Source organism: Frondihabitans sp. VKM Ac-2883 (assembly GCF_015350875.1).
Taxonomy (GTDB): Bacteria; Actinomycetota; Actinomycetes; order Actinomycetales; family Microbacteriaceae; genus Frondihabitans.
The window spans coordinates 86,250-101,317 of the sequence record NZ_JADKSF010000008.1; the positions used below are offsets into that span (position 1 = coordinate 86,250).

15 protein-coding genes are annotated in these 15,068 nt (G+C 66.5%); 4 read left to right on the forward strand and 11 right to left on the reverse strand.

Annotated elements, in window-relative coordinates; all coding sequences use genetic code 11:
• Positions 1 to 6 precede the first annotated feature (6 nt).
• From ITJ49_RS14560 to ITJ49_RS14570, 3 genes are all read right to left on the reverse strand, one after another.
• Positions 7 to 1,164 (reverse strand): glycosyltransferase, encoded by a 1,158-nt coding sequence (locus tag ITJ49_RS14560; protein WP_194606315.1) that lies wholly within the window; start codon positions 1,162 to 1,164, stop codon positions 7 to 9.
• Positions 1,165 to 1,243: 79 nt separating this feature from the next.
• On the reverse strand, positions 1,244 to 1,723 hold the full coding sequence (locus ITJ49_RS14565) for an NUDIX hydrolase (protein ID WP_194606316.1): 480 nt from the start codon (positions 1,721 to 1,723) through the stop codon (positions 1,244 to 1,246).
• Between the two features lie 19 nt (positions 1,724 to 1,742).
• The gene (locus tag ITJ49_RS14570; RefSeq protein ID WP_194606317.1) at positions 1,743 to 2,522 is read right to left on the reverse strand and encodes an SDR family oxidoreductase; all 780 of its coding nucleotides are present in this window, start codon (positions 2,520 to 2,522) and stop codon (positions 1,743 to 1,745) included.
• Positions 2,523 to 2,659: 137 nt separating this feature from the next.
• Between ITJ49_RS14570 and ITJ49_RS14575 the strand changes: the two genes are divergently transcribed.
• The 4 genes from ITJ49_RS14575 (at position 2,660) to ITJ49_RS14590 (ending at position 5,389) form a co-directional block, all read left to right on the forward strand.
• Positions 2,660 to 3,157 carry an NfeD family protein gene (locus tag ITJ49_RS14575; RefSeq protein ID WP_194606318.1) on the forward strand — a complete coding sequence of 166 codons (498 nt, stop codon included), beginning with the start codon at positions 2,660 to 2,662 and terminating at the stop codon, positions 3,155 to 3,157.
• 26 nt (positions 3,158 to 3,183) lie between these two features.
• The gene (locus ITJ49_RS14580; RefSeq protein WP_194606319.1) at positions 3,184 to 4,164 is read left to right on the forward strand and encodes an SPFH domain-containing protein; all 981 of its coding nucleotides are present in this window, start codon (positions 3,184 to 3,186) and stop codon (positions 4,162 to 4,164) included.
• A complete protein-coding gene (locus ITJ49_RS14585) occupies positions 4,161 to 4,922 on the forward strand; it encodes a glycerophosphodiester phosphodiesterase family protein (protein ID WP_194606320.1) in 762 nt (253 codons plus the stop codon). Before ITJ49_RS14580 ends, ITJ49_RS14585 begins: the two co-directional genes overlap by 4 nt.
• 101 nt (positions 4,923 to 5,023) lie before the next feature.
• The gene (locus ITJ49_RS14590; protein ID WP_194606321.1) at positions 5,024 to 5,389 is read left to right on the forward strand and encodes an RNA polymerase-binding protein RbpA; all 366 of its coding nucleotides are present in this window, start codon (positions 5,024 to 5,026) and stop codon (positions 5,387 to 5,389) included.
• Positions 5,390 to 5,461: 72 nt separating this feature from the next.
• Here ITJ49_RS14590 and lnt read toward each other — a convergent pair whose 3' ends face one another.
• The 8 genes from lnt to ITJ49_RS14630 form a co-directional block, all read right to left on the reverse strand.
• Positions 5,462 to 7,096 (reverse strand): apolipoprotein N-acyltransferase, encoded by a 1,635-nt coding sequence (lnt, locus tag ITJ49_RS14595; RefSeq protein ID WP_370544539.1) that lies wholly within the window; start codon positions 7,094 to 7,096, stop codon positions 5,462 to 5,464.
• A 44-nt stretch (positions 7,097 to 7,140) separates the two neighbouring features.
• Positions 7,141 to 9,660: a DEAD/DEAH box helicase gene (locus tag ITJ49_RS14600; RefSeq protein ID WP_194606323.1), complete on the reverse strand. Its 2,520-nt coding sequence runs from the start codon at positions 9,658 to 9,660 to the stop codon at positions 7,141 to 7,143.
• Positions 9,661 to 9,738: 78 nt separating this feature from the next.
• Positions 9,739 to 10,494, reverse strand: a complete 756-nt coding sequence (gene tatC / locus ITJ49_RS14605; protein WP_194606377.1) for a twin-arginine translocase subunit TatC — start codon at positions 10,492 to 10,494, stop codon at positions 9,739 to 9,741.
• Between the two features lie 90 nt (positions 10,495 to 10,584).
• Positions 10,585 to 10,917 (reverse strand): twin-arginine translocase TatA/TatE family subunit, encoded by a 333-nt coding sequence (locus tag ITJ49_RS14610; RefSeq protein WP_194606324.1) that lies wholly within the window; start codon positions 10,915 to 10,917, stop codon positions 10,585 to 10,587.
• 60 nt (positions 10,918 to 10,977) lie between these two features.
• Positions 10,978 to 11,955 carry a WYL domain-containing protein gene (locus ITJ49_RS14615; RefSeq protein WP_194606325.1) on the reverse strand — a complete coding sequence of 326 codons (978 nt, stop codon included), beginning with the start codon at positions 11,953 to 11,955 and terminating at the stop codon, positions 10,978 to 10,980.
• Positions 11,948 to 12,994: a WYL domain-containing protein gene (locus ITJ49_RS14620; RefSeq protein WP_194606326.1), complete on the reverse strand. Its 1,047-nt coding sequence runs from the start codon at positions 12,992 to 12,994 to the stop codon at positions 11,948 to 11,950. The genes ITJ49_RS14615 and ITJ49_RS14620 overlap by 8 nt, the downstream gene beginning before the upstream one ends.
• Before the next feature lie 32 nt (positions 12,995 to 13,026).
• A complete protein-coding gene (locus ITJ49_RS14625; protein ID WP_194606327.1) occupies positions 13,027 to 13,944 on the reverse strand; it encodes an FKBP-type peptidyl-prolyl cis-trans isomerase in 918 nt (305 codons plus the stop codon).
• Positions 13,945 to 14,093: 149 nt separating this feature from the next.
• Positions 14,094 to 15,068, reverse strand: a complete 975-nt coding sequence (locus ITJ49_RS14630) for an FKBP-type peptidyl-prolyl cis-trans isomerase (protein WP_055961792.1) — start codon at positions 15,066 to 15,068, stop codon at positions 14,094 to 14,096.

Consider the following 15,068-nt stretch of genomic DNA (forward strand, 5'->3'; position numbering starts at 1 on the left):
AGGCGATCAGACGGGCTCGGTGGCTTTCACGGGGATAGCGGGCTCGTCGGCGCGAGCCTCTTCGGCCTCGATGATGTCGTCGAGGGTCGGCTCGGGCGCCATCTTCTTGTAGACGATGCGCGACTGGTAGAGGTAGCGCAGCGAGAAGCCGACGGCGATGAGCGCGGCCTGCACGAACACGCTGTGGAGCGACGTGTTCTCGACGATCACCCAGAGCACGAAGGTGCGGACGATCGACTCCGTGCCGTTGAAGGCGAAGGTGTGCCACCAGCGCTTCCACACCCCGCGGGCGCCGTGCTTCAAATCGTTAAAGATGAAGCGCTCCTGCAGCAGGAAGTTGCCGATGATGGTGACGAAGGCGGCGATGCAGGCGGCGGCGAGGTAGCCGACGCCGAACGTCTGCAAGCCGGCGAGGATCGCGAGGTTCGCCACGGCGCCGAGCGCGCCGATGGCCGCGAAGCCCGAGATGCGCCCGAATTTGAGGTCGAAGAGCTGCCGGCCGAGCGCGATGCCCTGCTTCATGTCGGCCTTCGACGTGCCGGCGAGGCGCGCCTCGAAGACGAGAGGCACTTCGGCGACCTGCAGCGGTTGGCGGGCGAGGATCTCGAGGAGGATCTTGAAGCCGCGAGCATGCAGCCCGTCGAGCTGGATGGCCCCGGTGCGGACGCCGAAGAAACCGCTCATCGGGTCGGTGGTGCCGTGCAGGCGGGTCGGGAACAGCGCCTTGGTGACCTTGATCGAGGCCTGCGACACAAGGCGTCGCACTCCCCCGGACAGCCCGTCGCTCGAGCCGCCGTCGACATGACGGGAGGCGACGACGACATCGGCGCCCGAGGCGTCGCCCTTGGCGATGATCGACGGGAGCGTCTCGGGGCGGTGCTGCAGGTCGCCGTCCATCACGATCGACCAGCGGCTGGTCGTCGACCGAAGGCCCTCGATGACTGCACCGGAGAGGCCGCCGACGGGAGTCTCGCGGTGGATGAGTCGCACGGGGAGATCGTGCTGGGCCGCGATCTCGCGGATCACGTCGGGCGTGTTGTCTCGGGAGTCGTCGACGAAGAGCACCTCGGCGTCGATACCGACGACCGCAGCCTCGACACGGCGCACGAGCTCAGCCACATTGGGCGCCTCGTTGAACGTGGGGACGATGACTGTGAGCTCCATAGCTTCAAGCGTACGGATCGGCCTTCGCGGGGGCACCGGCCGATCGGCCGCTTTTCGGCCTCATCACAAAGTATGAGGCTCAGGCCAAAAGCCGCTCGATCAGCTCTGGCAGGTCTTCGGGCTCGAATTTCTCATCGGACGTGCGCAGCTCGTCGCGGCTCCACCAGCGCGACTCGACGATGTCGACGCGCTCCTCGTCTGTCCAGTCGTCGTCGACGATCTCGAAGTGCGGCAGGCGCACGACATAGAACTCGGCGTGACCGTGGGTGTGGTCGGCGGCGTCCCACTCCACTTCGAAGTCGGACGTGTAGACGACCTCGCCCGGATCGTCGATCACCTGCCCGGTTTCTTCGTGCAGCTCGCGGATCGCGGCGTCGCGGTGCGACTCCCCCGGGTCGACGCCGCCGCCCGGCGTGATCCAGCGCGAGGCGCCGGAGGTGTCGGGCGACTTGGTGTCCATCAGTAGAATGCGGCCGTCTTCGTCGACCACGATCAGTCGCGAGGTGAGCCGCAGGATCTTTCTGGTCCCGTTCTCGGCGTCGGGCTCGGTATCAGACATGGTCGCGCGGCCGCTCGGCTCAGACGGCCTGGAAGTCGGCGGTGTCGCCGACCAGCCGCGTGTGATCGGCGGGGATGCCCTCGACGGCCGCCAGGGCGACCTCGGCGGCGAACTCGGCGACGTTGTAGAGCTTGCCCGCGGCCTCGCGGCGAGCCGAGATCGCACCGGGGTTGGTGCGCTCGAGAAGCGTCGCCGTGATGGTGCCCTCGATCATGTCGCCGGAGACGACCACGAAGTCGATGCCCTTCTCGGTGAGGCCGGGGATGAGATCGCGCAGAGCGTCTTCGCCGGCCCGCTTGGAGAGCGCTACGGGGAGGTACTCGGGCATCGTCTCGGTCGTCTTGATGAAGTGCGCCTGGTGGCTCGTGACGAACACCACTCGCGAACCGGCGGCCATGAGCGGCAGAGCCCGCGTCAGCACGTCGACCTGCGCGTCGCGGTTCAGCAGGAGGGCGTAGTTCTCGGCCATGCCCGACTCCATGCCGCCGGAGGCGTTTAGGACCAGGATGTCGAGGCCGCCGAACTCCGTTTCGACCTGATCGATCATGGCCTGGACGGACTCGCCGTCGGTCAGGTCGGCACCGATGGAGACGGCCTCGCCGCCTGTCTCTTCGATCTTCGAGACGAGTTGCAGGGCACGCTTCTCTTTATTGCGGAAATTGATGACGACCCGGGCGCCCGCGGCGGCGAGGTACTGGGCCGTGTCTGCTCCGACGCCGCGCGACGAACCGGTGACGAGGGCGCGCTTGCCCGAGAGGGAACCGGCCGCGAGGGGGGCGGAAGCGAGGTCGAGTGGCACGGGGAGACTCCTGTCGGTGCTGGCATTGAGGCAGTCCCCAGGCTACCAAGTGCCTCTGACGGAGAGGACCATCCGACTGCTAGCGTGGAAGCGCAAACAAAAATGCAGAACACCACCGAAGGAGATGGGTAGCTCAGATGGACAACCTGGTCGACTTCTTACAGCAGTATTCGTGGGTCGTCTGGCTGGCGCTCATCCTGATCTTCATCATCATCGAGGTGACGACGGTCGAGTTCACCTTCCTCATGCTCGCCATCGGCAGCGTCGGCGGTCTCCTCACCGGTCTCTTAGGCGGGCCCTTCTGGCTGCAGGTGATCGTCGCGGCGGTGGTGTCAGTCCTCCTCCTCTTCTCAGTCAAGCCACCCCTTCTTCGAGCCCTGAAACGCGGCGGCGACCCGACGCCGAGCAACGTCGAGGCTCTTCTGGGCCTCGGCGGCTCCGTGGTCGTTCCCATTCCCGGCGGTGAGGTGCACCCGGGTCTCGGTCAGGTCAAGCTGGCCAACGGCGAGACATGGACCGCCCGGCTTCTCGCACCGGCCGGGGTGAGTCTCCTCGACACGGGGTCGGCCGTCGTCGTCACGGCCATCGAGGGGTCGACCGCAGTGGTCGTCCCGTCCGACATCAAGTCTCTTTAGCCACCCCTACGCGAAAGGCATCACCAATGACCGACGGAGCAGCAATCGGCGGAGTCGTCCTCGCCATCTTCCTTATCATCGTCGTCATCTTCGTTCTGGTGATCCTGTTCCGGTCGGTGCGGATCATCCCTCAGGCGACAGCGGGTGTCGTCGAGCGGCTCGGCAAGTACCACAAGACCCTGACGCCGGGTCTGAACATCCTGGTGCCGTTCATCGACCGTGTGCGTCCCCTCCTCGACATGCGCGAGCAGGTCGTCTCCTTTCCCCCTCAGCCCGTCATCACCGAAGACAACCTCGTTGTCTCGATCGACACGGTCGTCTACTTCCAGGTGACCGACGCGCGAGCTGCGACCTACGAGATCGCCAACTACCTGGGTGCGGTCGAACAGCTCACCACCACGACCCTTCGTAACGTCGTCGGTGGGCTCAACCTCGAAGAGGCCCTGACCAGTCGCGACAACATCAACGGCCAACTCCGCATCGTGCTCGACGAGGCGACGGGCAAGTGGGGAATCCGCGTCGGGCGAGTCGAGCTCAAGGCGATCGAGCCGCCCCTGTCGATCCAAGACTCCATGGAGCAGCAGATGCGCGCCGAGCGCGACCGCCGTGCGCAGATCCTTCGCGCCGAGGGCACGAAGCAGGCGGCGATCCTCCAGGCAGAGGGTTCCCGGCAGGCCTCGATTCTCGAGGCCGAAGGCGCGGCGAAGTCGCAGGTCCTCCGGGCTCAGGGTGAGGCCGAGGCCATCCAGACGGTCTTCAAGGCCATCCACGACGGCGACCCCGACCCCAAGCTGCTCGCTTACCAGTACCTCCAAACTCTGCCGAAGATCGCCGACGGTGCTGCGAGCAAGGTCTGGATGATCCCGTCCGAATTCACCGAGGCGCTCAAGGGTGTCGGTGCCGGATTCATGGGAGCCAAAGAGGCCATGTCGGGAGAGGCTCCTTCGACGAAGAGCGCCCCGGCCACGGGCTTCCCCACCGCGACGACGGCACCCTCCGCCGAGTGACGGCGAGCTGGTTCACACCGGCCCCGCCGCGGGTGATCGCGCACCGGGGGCTGGCAACGGAGGTGCCGGAGAACACTCTTCCGGCATTCCTCGCTGCCCTGGCCCTCGGTGTGACACACCTCGAGACCGACGTGCATGCGACGCGCGACGGCGTGGCGGTTCTCAGCCACGATGCCGACCTGGGCCGGGTCGGTGGGCCGGCCACCGGGATCCTCGGGTTGACCTCCCGAGAAGTCGCGAAGCTGCGCTTGACCGACGGCACAGAGGTTCCGAGCCTGGATGACGCCCTCTCCGCTTTTCCCGATGCGCGTTTCAATATCGACATCAAGGTCGACGAGGCTCTCGAGCCGACGGTTGCGGCGATCAAGCGGCACCGTGCCGCCCCTCGCGTGCTCGTCACATCGTTCGACGATGCCCGTCGCAAAGCGGCCGTGGCAGCCCTGCCCGGTGTGGCGACATCGCCCTCGACGAGAGGCGTCGTGCGTGCAGCGCTGGCGGCGCGAACCCCGCTCCCCTGGTTCCGGCGCAGCGCACTTCGAGGCATCGACGCCCTGCAGATCCCCGAAAAGCACCGCGGGGTTCCGGTCCTCTCGGCAGCCCTCCTCGAAGCCGCTCACGCTGCCGGCGTCGAGGTTCACGTCTGGACCGTGAACGATCCGGTCGACATGGCCCGACTGCTCGACCAGGGAGTCGACGGCCTCATCACCGATCGATCCGATCTGGCGCTGGCTCTGCTCCGAACAAGGAGTAGCAGGTAGCGGCGAGGCCTGGGAGGGCACTGTGAAATCTCACCTCGCGAAACAAACCTTCATCTTAAGTGGTTATAACGGGAGATTGCAACGCGAGAGGAGACCACGCAATGGCAGATCGCAGTTTGCGCGGAATGAGGCTTGGTAGCCAGAGCCTCCAAAGCGAAGAGGGCGTGGAATTTTCACCCCGCAAAAAGGCCGTCTACCAGACGACCGACGGAGCAACGTTCGATGTCGTCTTCGCCGCAGAGGCGGAGATTCCCGACTCGTGGCAGTCGCCGAACAGCGGTCAAGAAGGACTTCTGCTCTCGGCCGACGGCAAGCCCGTCGACATCGACCGCGGCGACGTGAAAGTGCCCCGAACCCACTGGGACATGCTGCTCGAGCGTCGCACGCGACCCGAGCTCGAAGAGTTGCTGCAAGAGCGACTCGACTACCTGCGGGCCCGCAAAGGGCAGCAGAAGATCGGCGCATAGCCTCACCGCGCCTCACACGTCCATCTACCTCGACCGGCCTCTCGGCCTCGGGGTGGGTGGACTTTTTTACGCCTACTCGGCGGCAGGACCGAGACGACGAGACCGGCGGGCCAGACGATCAGACTGCTTCGCCTGACGCGCAGCATCGCCATACCCGGACCGTCTCAGCAGAACACGAGATAGCACGAGGGCCGCAGCCGCGAAGAACATAGTGAGCTGCTCGAGAGCGGCCCCGCCCCACACCGCGGGAGTCGTGCCCGTGCCGAGGGGGACCTTGGTGACCATCGCACCGGGCTGGAATGCCGGAATGCTATCGATGGTCTTGCCGTCGGCGGAGATGACGGCACTCGATCCGACGGTCGAGATGTTCACGAGCGGCCTAGACGTCTCGATGGCTCGCAGGCGGGCGATCGCGAGCTGCTGGGTGTTCTCGTCGGTCTGGCCGAAGTCGGCGTTGTTCGTCTGAGCGAGGATGACCTGCGCTCCCCCGTCGACCATCTCGCGAGTCAGGGCGTCGTCGACGATGTCGAAGCAGATCGAGATGCCCGCCTTGATCGATCCGACGTCGAGCACGTTCGTATTCGTGCCCGGGGTCAGGTCACGCGTGAGCAAGCCGACGAGCGAGGGGGCGAGTGCGTTGAAGAAGGGGCGATCGGGCACGTACTCCCCGAATGGAACGAGATGCCTCTTGTCGTATTGCGCCTGGACCGTGCCGTCGTCCCAGACGATCGACGAGTTGTAGTCTTTCGACCCGCGCTCGGTGATGACGCCGGAGACGATCGGAGCGCCGTACGCGTTCGACAGCACATCGAAGATGTAGGCACCGAAACGATCCCGAGTGGGATCGCGGTCGGATGCGCCCTCGGGCCACACGAGCATGTCGATGTCATCGGACGGCAGAACGCCCTTGTACGTCGCGTCGACCTGCGCGTTGCTCAGGTCGCCGTACGTGCGCTGCTGGAAGAAGCCGGCTTTGCTGTTGCCCTGAACAGCCGCGATCGTCGAGGATCCGGCAGACGCGCTCGGCCAGGCGGGAACGGCGAGGACAGCCACGATCGCCGTCGCCGCTACGAGAGCGCGGGTCGTGAGGCGAACCGGCTGCTCGACGAGCAGCTGCATGACCGCGGCCACGAGCGCGACCATGACGAAGCTCAGCCCGGAGATGCCCAACCAGGCGGTCAGCGAGGCGAACGGGCTCTGCGACTGGCTCTCAGCGACGCGTCCCCACGAGAAGCCCCCGTAGGGGTAGTGCCCCGCAACGAACTCGCGACCGACCCAGAGTCCGGCGACAACGACCGGCAGGAGAAGCGTGCGGCCCAGCGTGCCCTGCCAGACGCGAGGAACCCACCGGTACGCCAGGGTGATCGGAATGGCGCCGAGGGCGAAGATCATCGCCTCAAGCCCCGCTAGGGCGATCCACGGCACCGGGCCCAGGTAGGTGGCCACCCAGTCGATGAGGACGAAGAAGAAGGTCATGCCCGATGCCAGGGCCACCAGGAGGGATCCGCCGATGCTTCTCCCCTTCAGCGCCAGAAGGATCAGGCCGATGCCGACAAAGGTCAGGGGCCAGATGCCGCGGTCGGGAAACCCGAACTCCATCAGTGCCCCGCCCCCGACACCCGTGACGAGGGCGATCCAGAGGGGAAGACGGAAGTCGGAGGTGCGCGGGTCGCCCGAAGGGCTCGGCACGCCGGAGAAACGGGGCACGCGTGAATTGTAGGGTGCCGACACTGTGGAGTGACTCTGTCGAATCACACCGCGGTGTAGGCGACGATGCCGCGCCGGACGGCGTCGAGCGCCTTCCGCGCCACCGGACCGACGGGCGGATCGGCGACGACCGACAACTGGTCGAGGAGGTCGATCGTCTGCTTGGTCCAGCGCACGAAGTCGCCGGCCGCGAGCTCGGCGTCGTCGAGGACCGTGTCGAGCGACGCTCCTCGGGCCCAGTGGTACATGGCCAGCGCGATACCCGGCGACGGCTGAAGGGTTCCCGGGAGCCGATGCGCCTGCTCGAGGTCGTCGAGTTCGGCCCAGATCGTCCGGGTTCGATCGAGTGCTGTGCGGAACTCTCCGGGCGGGAGGTAACGGTCGCCGAGCATCCCCTCGTCGCGGCGAGGCTCATAAACGAGCGTCGCCGCCATGGCCGCCAACTGCGGTGCGTCGAGCGAGTTCCAGGATCCTCGTCGGAGGCACTCGGCCACGAGAAGGTCTCGGTCGCCGTAGATGCGCCGCAGGGTTTTGCCGGGGGCGGCGACGTCGACCTCGGCCACGCGGGAGAGCCGCGACGAATCGGCGATTCTGTCGGCCGACCCTGCACTCGGCTCCGCACCTCGAGGAACCAGGTAGCCGAGGTCGACCAGCACGTCGGTGACCCGGTCGAAGACCTTCGCGACCGCACCCGTTCGGCTGCGGATCTGAGCCGACAGCTGATCGGTCTGCTTCTTCAGCTTGTACCAGCGCTCCGCCCAGCGTGCGTGCTGCTCGCGCTCCGGGCAGTTGTGGCAGACATGCTGCCGTAGTTGACGACGGAGGGCGGTGATCTTCTCCTGGCGGGAGTCGCGCTCCTTTCGACTCTGCACCTCAGAGCGGGATGCGCCCTGCTTCTCGAGTTCGGCGATGTCTTGACGCAGGGTCATGTACTCGCCGAAGTCGCCGAGATGGCACTCCATCGACTTGGCGTACCCGTCAAGCGACTGCTGCTGCGACCGGACCTTACGGGCCAGGTCGACCACGGCCCGGTCGGCCTGGAACTGGGCGAACGACGTCTCGAGCACCTCTCGCGTGCGGGATCGGCCGAACCGCTCGATCAGGTTGACCGCCATGTTGTAGGTCGGCCGAAAGCTGGAATTGAGCGGGTACGTGCGGCGCGAAGCGAGGGCTGCGACCGCCTGCGGGTCGAGACCCTGCGCCCACTGGATGACGGAGTGACCCTCGATGTCGATGCCCCGGCGACCCGCGCGGCCGGTGAGCTGGGTGTACTCCCCCGGTGTGATCGGGACGCGCGACTCGCCGTTGTACTTCTCGAGCTTCTCGAGTACGACGCTGCGAGCAGGCATGTTGATGCCGAGCGCCAGGGTCTCGGTGGCGAAGACCACCTTGACGAGCTTCTTCTGGAAGAGCTCTTCGACGACCTCTTTGAAGGCAGGGAGCAGGCCCGCATGGTGCGCCGCGACACCGCGCTCGAGACCCTCCACCCACTCGTAGTAGCCGAGGACGGCGAGGTCTTCGTCGCGAAGGGTGCGGCAGTGTTCGTCGACGATCTCGCGGATCTCATCGCGATCCGCGGCGGTCGTGAGCCGGATGCCGGAGCGGAGCACCTGCCGGACAGCCTGATCGCAGCCGACGCGGCTGAAGACGAAGAAAATGGCCGGTAGCAGGTTCTTTCCGTCGAGCAGCTCGACGATCTTCCAGCGGTCCATCCGGCCGAAGTTCTGGGGCCCGGACGACTGGGGGCGCGAGTCTCGCTTGGGCTTGTAGCCGTGGGAGCCGGATCCTGGTCGGCCGTTTCTCGAGCCCGGCCTCGAACTGAGCGATGCCGCCCGTACCAACTCGGGGTTGACCCGATTGGTCGCGGCCTTGCCGGTCGAGTCGAACAGGTCGAGGTATTTGGACCCGACCAGGACGTGCTGCTGAAGAGGAACGGGGCGCTCCTCGGAGACGATCACGTCGGTGTCGCCGCGGACCGTCTGGAGCCAGTCGCCGAACTCCTCGGCGTTCGAGACGGTCGCGCTGAGCGACACCATGCGGACGTCGAGTGGGAGGTGGATGATGACCTCCTCCCAGACGGCACCCCGGAACCGATCGCCGAGGAAGTGGACCTCGTCGAGCACGACCCAGCGCAGGTCGGTCAGCAGGTCGGAGCCGGCGTAGAGCATGTTGCGGAGCACCTCGGTCGTCATGACGACGATCCGCGCGCGGGAATTGACGTTGGTGTCGCCGGTGAGCAGCCCCACCTCGGACGCGCCGTATTCTGCGACGAGCTCCTGGTATTTCTGGTTGCTCAGCGCCTTCATCGGAGCCGTGTAGAAGACCTTGTCACGGGGGTGCTGCATCGCGAGGTGAATGGCGAACTCGGCGACGAGCGTCTTACCGGCCCCCGTCGGAGCCGCGACGAGCACACTGCGACCGGCCTCGACGACCTCGCAGGCAGCGATCTGGAACCCGTCGAGCGCGAAGCCCAGACGCTCGCGGAAACCCTGGAGCTGCGGGGTGCGAGTTCGGGCCCGGGAGGCCGCGAATCGCTCGGACGGAGACAGTTCGCTGCTGGTCACGTGGTCGATTCTGTCACGCGCGGCCTCCGAGCCCGTGCACAGGAGACCGCTGCCGGGAGGGGCCGGCGCCGGGAACTGCTAGGCCCCGGCGAGCTCGGCGTCGAGGGCGGCCACCCGTTTGGCGAGACGTCGATCGTGGAGGGTGGTGACGAGGCAGGCGATCAGGTAGAGCCCGACCATGGGGATGGCCAGCAGGATCATCGAGATGACGTCGGCGGAGGGGGTGACGATGGCGGTGAAAAGGGTGATGAGGATGATCGCCACGCGCCAGCTCTTGCGGATCGACACCGCTGTCAGCACACCGATGAAGTTCAGCAGAACGAGGAAGACGGGAAGCACGAAGGCGACGCCGATGGCGAGCACCAGCTTGAGCACGAAGTCGTAGTACGTCTTGGCGTCGATGATGCTGGAGTCTTCGGAGGCGATGAACGAGGTCATCACCTGCACGATATGCGGGAGCACGAAGAATCCGGCGCAACAACCGGCGAGAAAAAGTGGGATCGCGGCACCGAGAAAGCCGATCGCATAGAGCTTCTCTTTGCGGACCAGAGCCGGCACGATGAACGCCCAGATCTGGTAAAGCCACACCGGGCTCGAGATGATGACGCCGACGGTGATCGTGATGGTGAGTTTGAGGTCGAACGCGCCGGTGACATTGGCGAAGTTCAGTGAGGCGAGACGACGACCGTTGCCGGAAATCTGTTCTACGGGTGAGCGGAGCACGTCGAGCACGTACGGCGAAAGGAACCAGCCGGCCACCGAGCACACGGCAATGGCCACCGCGGCGAAGAAGAGACGCTTGCGCAGCTCGAGAAAATGCTGCCCGAGCGACATACGCCCCTCAGCCGGGCTCCGCTTCGCACCGCGAGGACGAGCCGTGCCACCGCCCTGAGCACCGCCCGGCGCCGAGGTCGTGGCCACCGACTAGAGCTTCGGTTTGTCGGTGTTGAGCGGAACCGCGTTGCCGGACGGTGCAGGCGTGGTAACGGTGGTGGTGGTGCTGCCGTCGGGGTTCACCGTGGTGTGTTGCACGGGTGCAGCCGGAGTCGGCGCCACGGTCGTGGGTGCGGCGTTAGCCGGCGCCGTGGTGCCGGCGTCGGTCGAACCGTCGCGGTTCGGCCCGATCTCGGTCTTGAAGATCTTCATCGACTGAGCGACGCTCTTCGCGAGGGCGGGGAGCTTCGGCGCTCCAAATAGGAGGAGCAGGATCACCAGAATGATCAGAAGGTGGGGTAGGCCAAAAGCACCTGAAAACATCAGTCGCCTCCTAAGACGTGTGCGGAAAGGCAATTCTAACGCGGACGCCCCGGAAAAGCGTCAGGGCTGGTCGTACCTGTGAATGGCTCGGGTGGCCCAGTCGGCAACAGCCGCCCGTGCCGCGGCCGGCGTGACGACGACGGGCCCTCCGGGGAGCCCGGCGACGAGGCGAGCCAAGGATCCGAAATGGTTGACCCGTAGCGCAAGTCGCGAGCGACCCTCGGGCCTGCCCTCGATCGTCTCAGGGGCGTAATCGTCGAGCAGCGTCGAGGCCGCGGCGTCGATCTCGATCTCGACCACGATGTCGTCAGGCGAGCCTTCGAACAGCGTGTCGGGAAGCGACACGTCGGCGGCGCGGAACGAGATGGGCTGGTCGCTGACAGCAGCATCGCTCACCCGGTCGAGGCGGAAAGTGCGGACGGCCTCGCGCAGGTGGTCGTAGCCCCGGAGGTACCAGTCGGCGTCGAGGGATTCGACTCGAAGCGGATCGACACGTCGCCGCTCGATCTGCCCGCGGACTCCGGAATAGTCGAATTCGAGCTGTACACCCTCGTCGACCGCGCGGCGGACGAGGGCGAGGAGCTGGTTCGTTTCGGAATTCTCGACGGCGACCTGGCTGGGGGCCCCGGAGGCTCCGCGCGCCAGCTTCGACATCAGGGTGGCGATGGCCTGCCTGTCGGCGTTCTCGGGCAGGGACGAGAGGTATTGCAGACCCGCGATGAGGGCGGCGGCCTCTCGCGCCGAGAAGCGAGGCGAGTCGTCGATAGCGACGAGGTTGGTGAGGACGATCACGTCGTTCTGCTCGAAGTCGTCCCAGGCGATGTCGAAGAGGTCGCCGTGCTGGTACTGGGTCGTCTCGCCCGGAATGCCCGAGACGGCGATGAGCTCGACCGCGCGCCGGATCTGCGTGACGGGAACACCGAAGTGAGTGGCCGCCTCGGCGACGCTGACGCTTCCGCGATCCATCAGGTAGGGAACGAGGGAGAGCAGGAAAGCGAGTTTGTCTTGCGCCTGGAGGGCGGGTGCGCGTTCAGCCACGGGGTGCCTTTCGAGAATCGGCGTGCTGAGTCGCGAGTGCGCTGAGACGCTCGACGACGAGCTCGCGCACCCCCTCCGGTTCGACGACGCGCACCTCGGGCCCGAACGAGGCCAGCTCGTCGGCGAGGAGGAAGCGATCCGACCAGTGGATGGTCAGGGTTCCGTCGTCACCTCGGGTCGTGCCGCGGCGCTTCAGCAGTCTGGTCTCTGCATCGGAGGCCGGTTCGACCTCGACGACGGCCGTCTGTGCCGCCCATAGGTCTTCGAGGTCGGCGAGCGAGCGCTCGGCTGTCGCCTCCGGCGGGACCGTGACGCTCTCGTTCGTCACCGTGACTTCGCCGGTGATCCGGGAGAGGAGGAACGTTCGCCAGCCGCCCGTCTCGGTGTCGATCGCCGAGCACATCCAGCGTCCCTGGAACTGGACGAGGGCATAGGGAACCACTCGCCGGGCCCGAGGAGCACTCTCGCCGGGCTTGAGGTAGTCGAACAGGACCACGGCCGACCGATCGAGAGCGGTGCGCAGCGGCTCGAACGCGGAGTCGCGCGAGCGAATTCTGGGGGCGTAGTCGAGCTCGGGAACGGGCGCCGCCCCTCCGAGGCTGCGGAGCTTGAGGAGGGCACGACGGGACTCCCCCGAGAGCGTCCCCTCGCGCCAGACCATCGCGGCGAGGGTCAGTAGGGCCGTCTCTTCGGACGAGAAGGCGATGTCGGTGGGGAGCTCGTAGTCACCGCGGAGAATTCGGTAGCGAAGGTTCTGGTTGTTGCCGCTCGAACCGAGTTCTTCGATGGTCTCGAGGGGAACGCCGAGCTCGCGGATGTCGTCTTTGTCGCGCTCGAACTGTCGCTCGAGGGCGAGGTTGTCACCCCGGCTCCATCGTTGCCGGTAGCCCTGGACGGTCGACAGGATCTCGGTCTTTGTTAGACCCGTGTCGGTGGCGAGCAACGCCAGAACGAGACTGAACAGCCGCTCTTCAACCGGGACGCGTGGGGCGCGCCCAACGGACCCGGCACTGGAGGAAGGAGCGGCTTTCTTCGGCACGAAAGGGATCTTAGGTCAGCCGAGGCGGATCGTCAGAGCGATCCCAGAAGGTCGAACACGTAGACCAGGGTCGACGTGGAGCCACTCTCGGCCGTCGGCGGGATGACGATCATGACCTGCGAGCCGACCCGCTGGCCGATCAGGGCTTTTCTCACGGTGCTGGGGATCTTGTCGGACGAGAGGTCGATCGTCGTCGCGGCATCGCCGTTGACCCAAGTGGAGCCCTGAACGGTCGGCTCGGCCGCCCAGTCGACCGCGGTGAACTGCGCGACGGCGGTGGACTTCGCGGTGAGCTTCGCCCCGTTGCCCTTGCGGACCAGCTGCACCTTCTCGGTCTTGGGAGCGGCGACGTCGGGGATACTGATGCCAGGTGCGCCGTTGGAGGCGGTCACTACGGCCGGCATGTTGTTGACGCCGAACTGGAGGGCGCCGTCGGCCTTGGGAAGGAAGGCGCGGACGACGTCGATGACGGCGATGTAGGCCGGGCCCGACTTGTCGTCTTTCTTCGCCGTGGTCGAACTGAGATCGCTGACCTTGACGGCGACGGCGATACGCGACCCGACCTGGGCGCACTCGAGAGCGTCGACGAGGGGACCACCGGTGGTGGCACCGACGGTAACGGGGGCCGCGGCGGCAGCATAGGCCTGGACCGCCTTGCCGGTCTCACCCGAGTACACGGCGAACTTGATCAGCGCGGGAGTGCCGTCGGTGAGGGTCTGGCCGTCGCCCTGCACGAGTGTGGAGACCTGGGTGTGCCGGGTGTTGATCGGCGTGGGGATCGTGACTTTGGTCGGCGCTTCGCCGACCGACCCGCTCGCCGAGACAACGGACGAGGCGTCGCCCGAGGCGGGGGTCGTGCAGCCGGCCGAACCGGGGGCGGAGCTCGTGGAGCAAGCGGTCAGCGTCGCCAGAAGCCCGGCAACAACGATCAGCGCGGGGATCTTGCGCACGAATCCTCATTTCTTTACTGCACTTGAGAGAGCCGGCCCCTGAGGGCACGGCCCGTTCAGCCTATCGGGTGTTCGTGGGGGTCGAAGCCGCTGGTCACAGGCCCTTCGAGGGGCTGCGGCCGCGGCTCCGACCGCTCAGTCGCGACGGGTCACGACACCTTGCCGAGCAGGTCGACGACGAACACGAGCGTCGAGTTGGCGGGAATCGAATCCCCCTGCGCGGTGGCTCCGTAGCCGTCGGCCGGAGGCACGACCAGCAGCACCTGGCTGCCGATCTTCTTGCCGGCGAGACCCTTGACCCAGCCGTCGATGAGCTGACCCGAGGTCAGGCTCCCGACGAAGGGCTGACCCTTGGCCCACGACGAATCGAACACCTTGCCGTTCTTGTAAAGCACGCCCGTGTACTGCATCATCACCGAGTCGCCCTCCTTGACGGTGGCGCCCGAGCCCTCGATGAGCGTGGTCGAGACGAGCTTGCTGGGAGCCTTCGTCTTCGGCACGGTGATCGTGGGGGCCCCGTCTTTGGCGAGGGTGACGGTGGGCTCGCCGGACACGGCTTTCTGCTTCTCGCCGGTCGCCCTCGAGGGGAACGCCTTCAGGATGTCGGCGACGAAGACGACGCTGTCTTTCGCGCCGATCTTGTAGTCGCTGATGCCCTGACCGTTCGTCGAGTCTTCGGGGCTGCCGGCGATCGCGACACGGTCGCCGACGTGCGAGCACACGAAGCCCTCGCTGAGAGCGGCGAGGCTGGTGCCCGAGGCCGGCTTACCCGCGACCAGGTACGTGCCGCCCTGAGTCGACGTGTAGGTCGAGGTGGCCTGCTTGCCCGTCGACCCGTTGTAGAGCGAGACCTGGAAGATGACCGGCTGGCCGCTCTTCACGAGGGCGCCGTCGCCCTTGACCAGCGTCGTCTTCTCGGTGGTCTTCGTCGACAGACCCTTGTCGAAGGTGACCTTGGGGGCCTTGCCCACGTCGCCGGTCGCCTTGATCGACTCGGAGACGCTGCCCGACGACGTGCCTCCCGAGCAGCTGGCGCTCGGCTCGGCGGAGGAGCAACCGGCGAGCGACAGGGAGACGAGAGCCCCCACGGCGGCAGCGGCGGCGAGTGTCTTGGTGATCTTCAT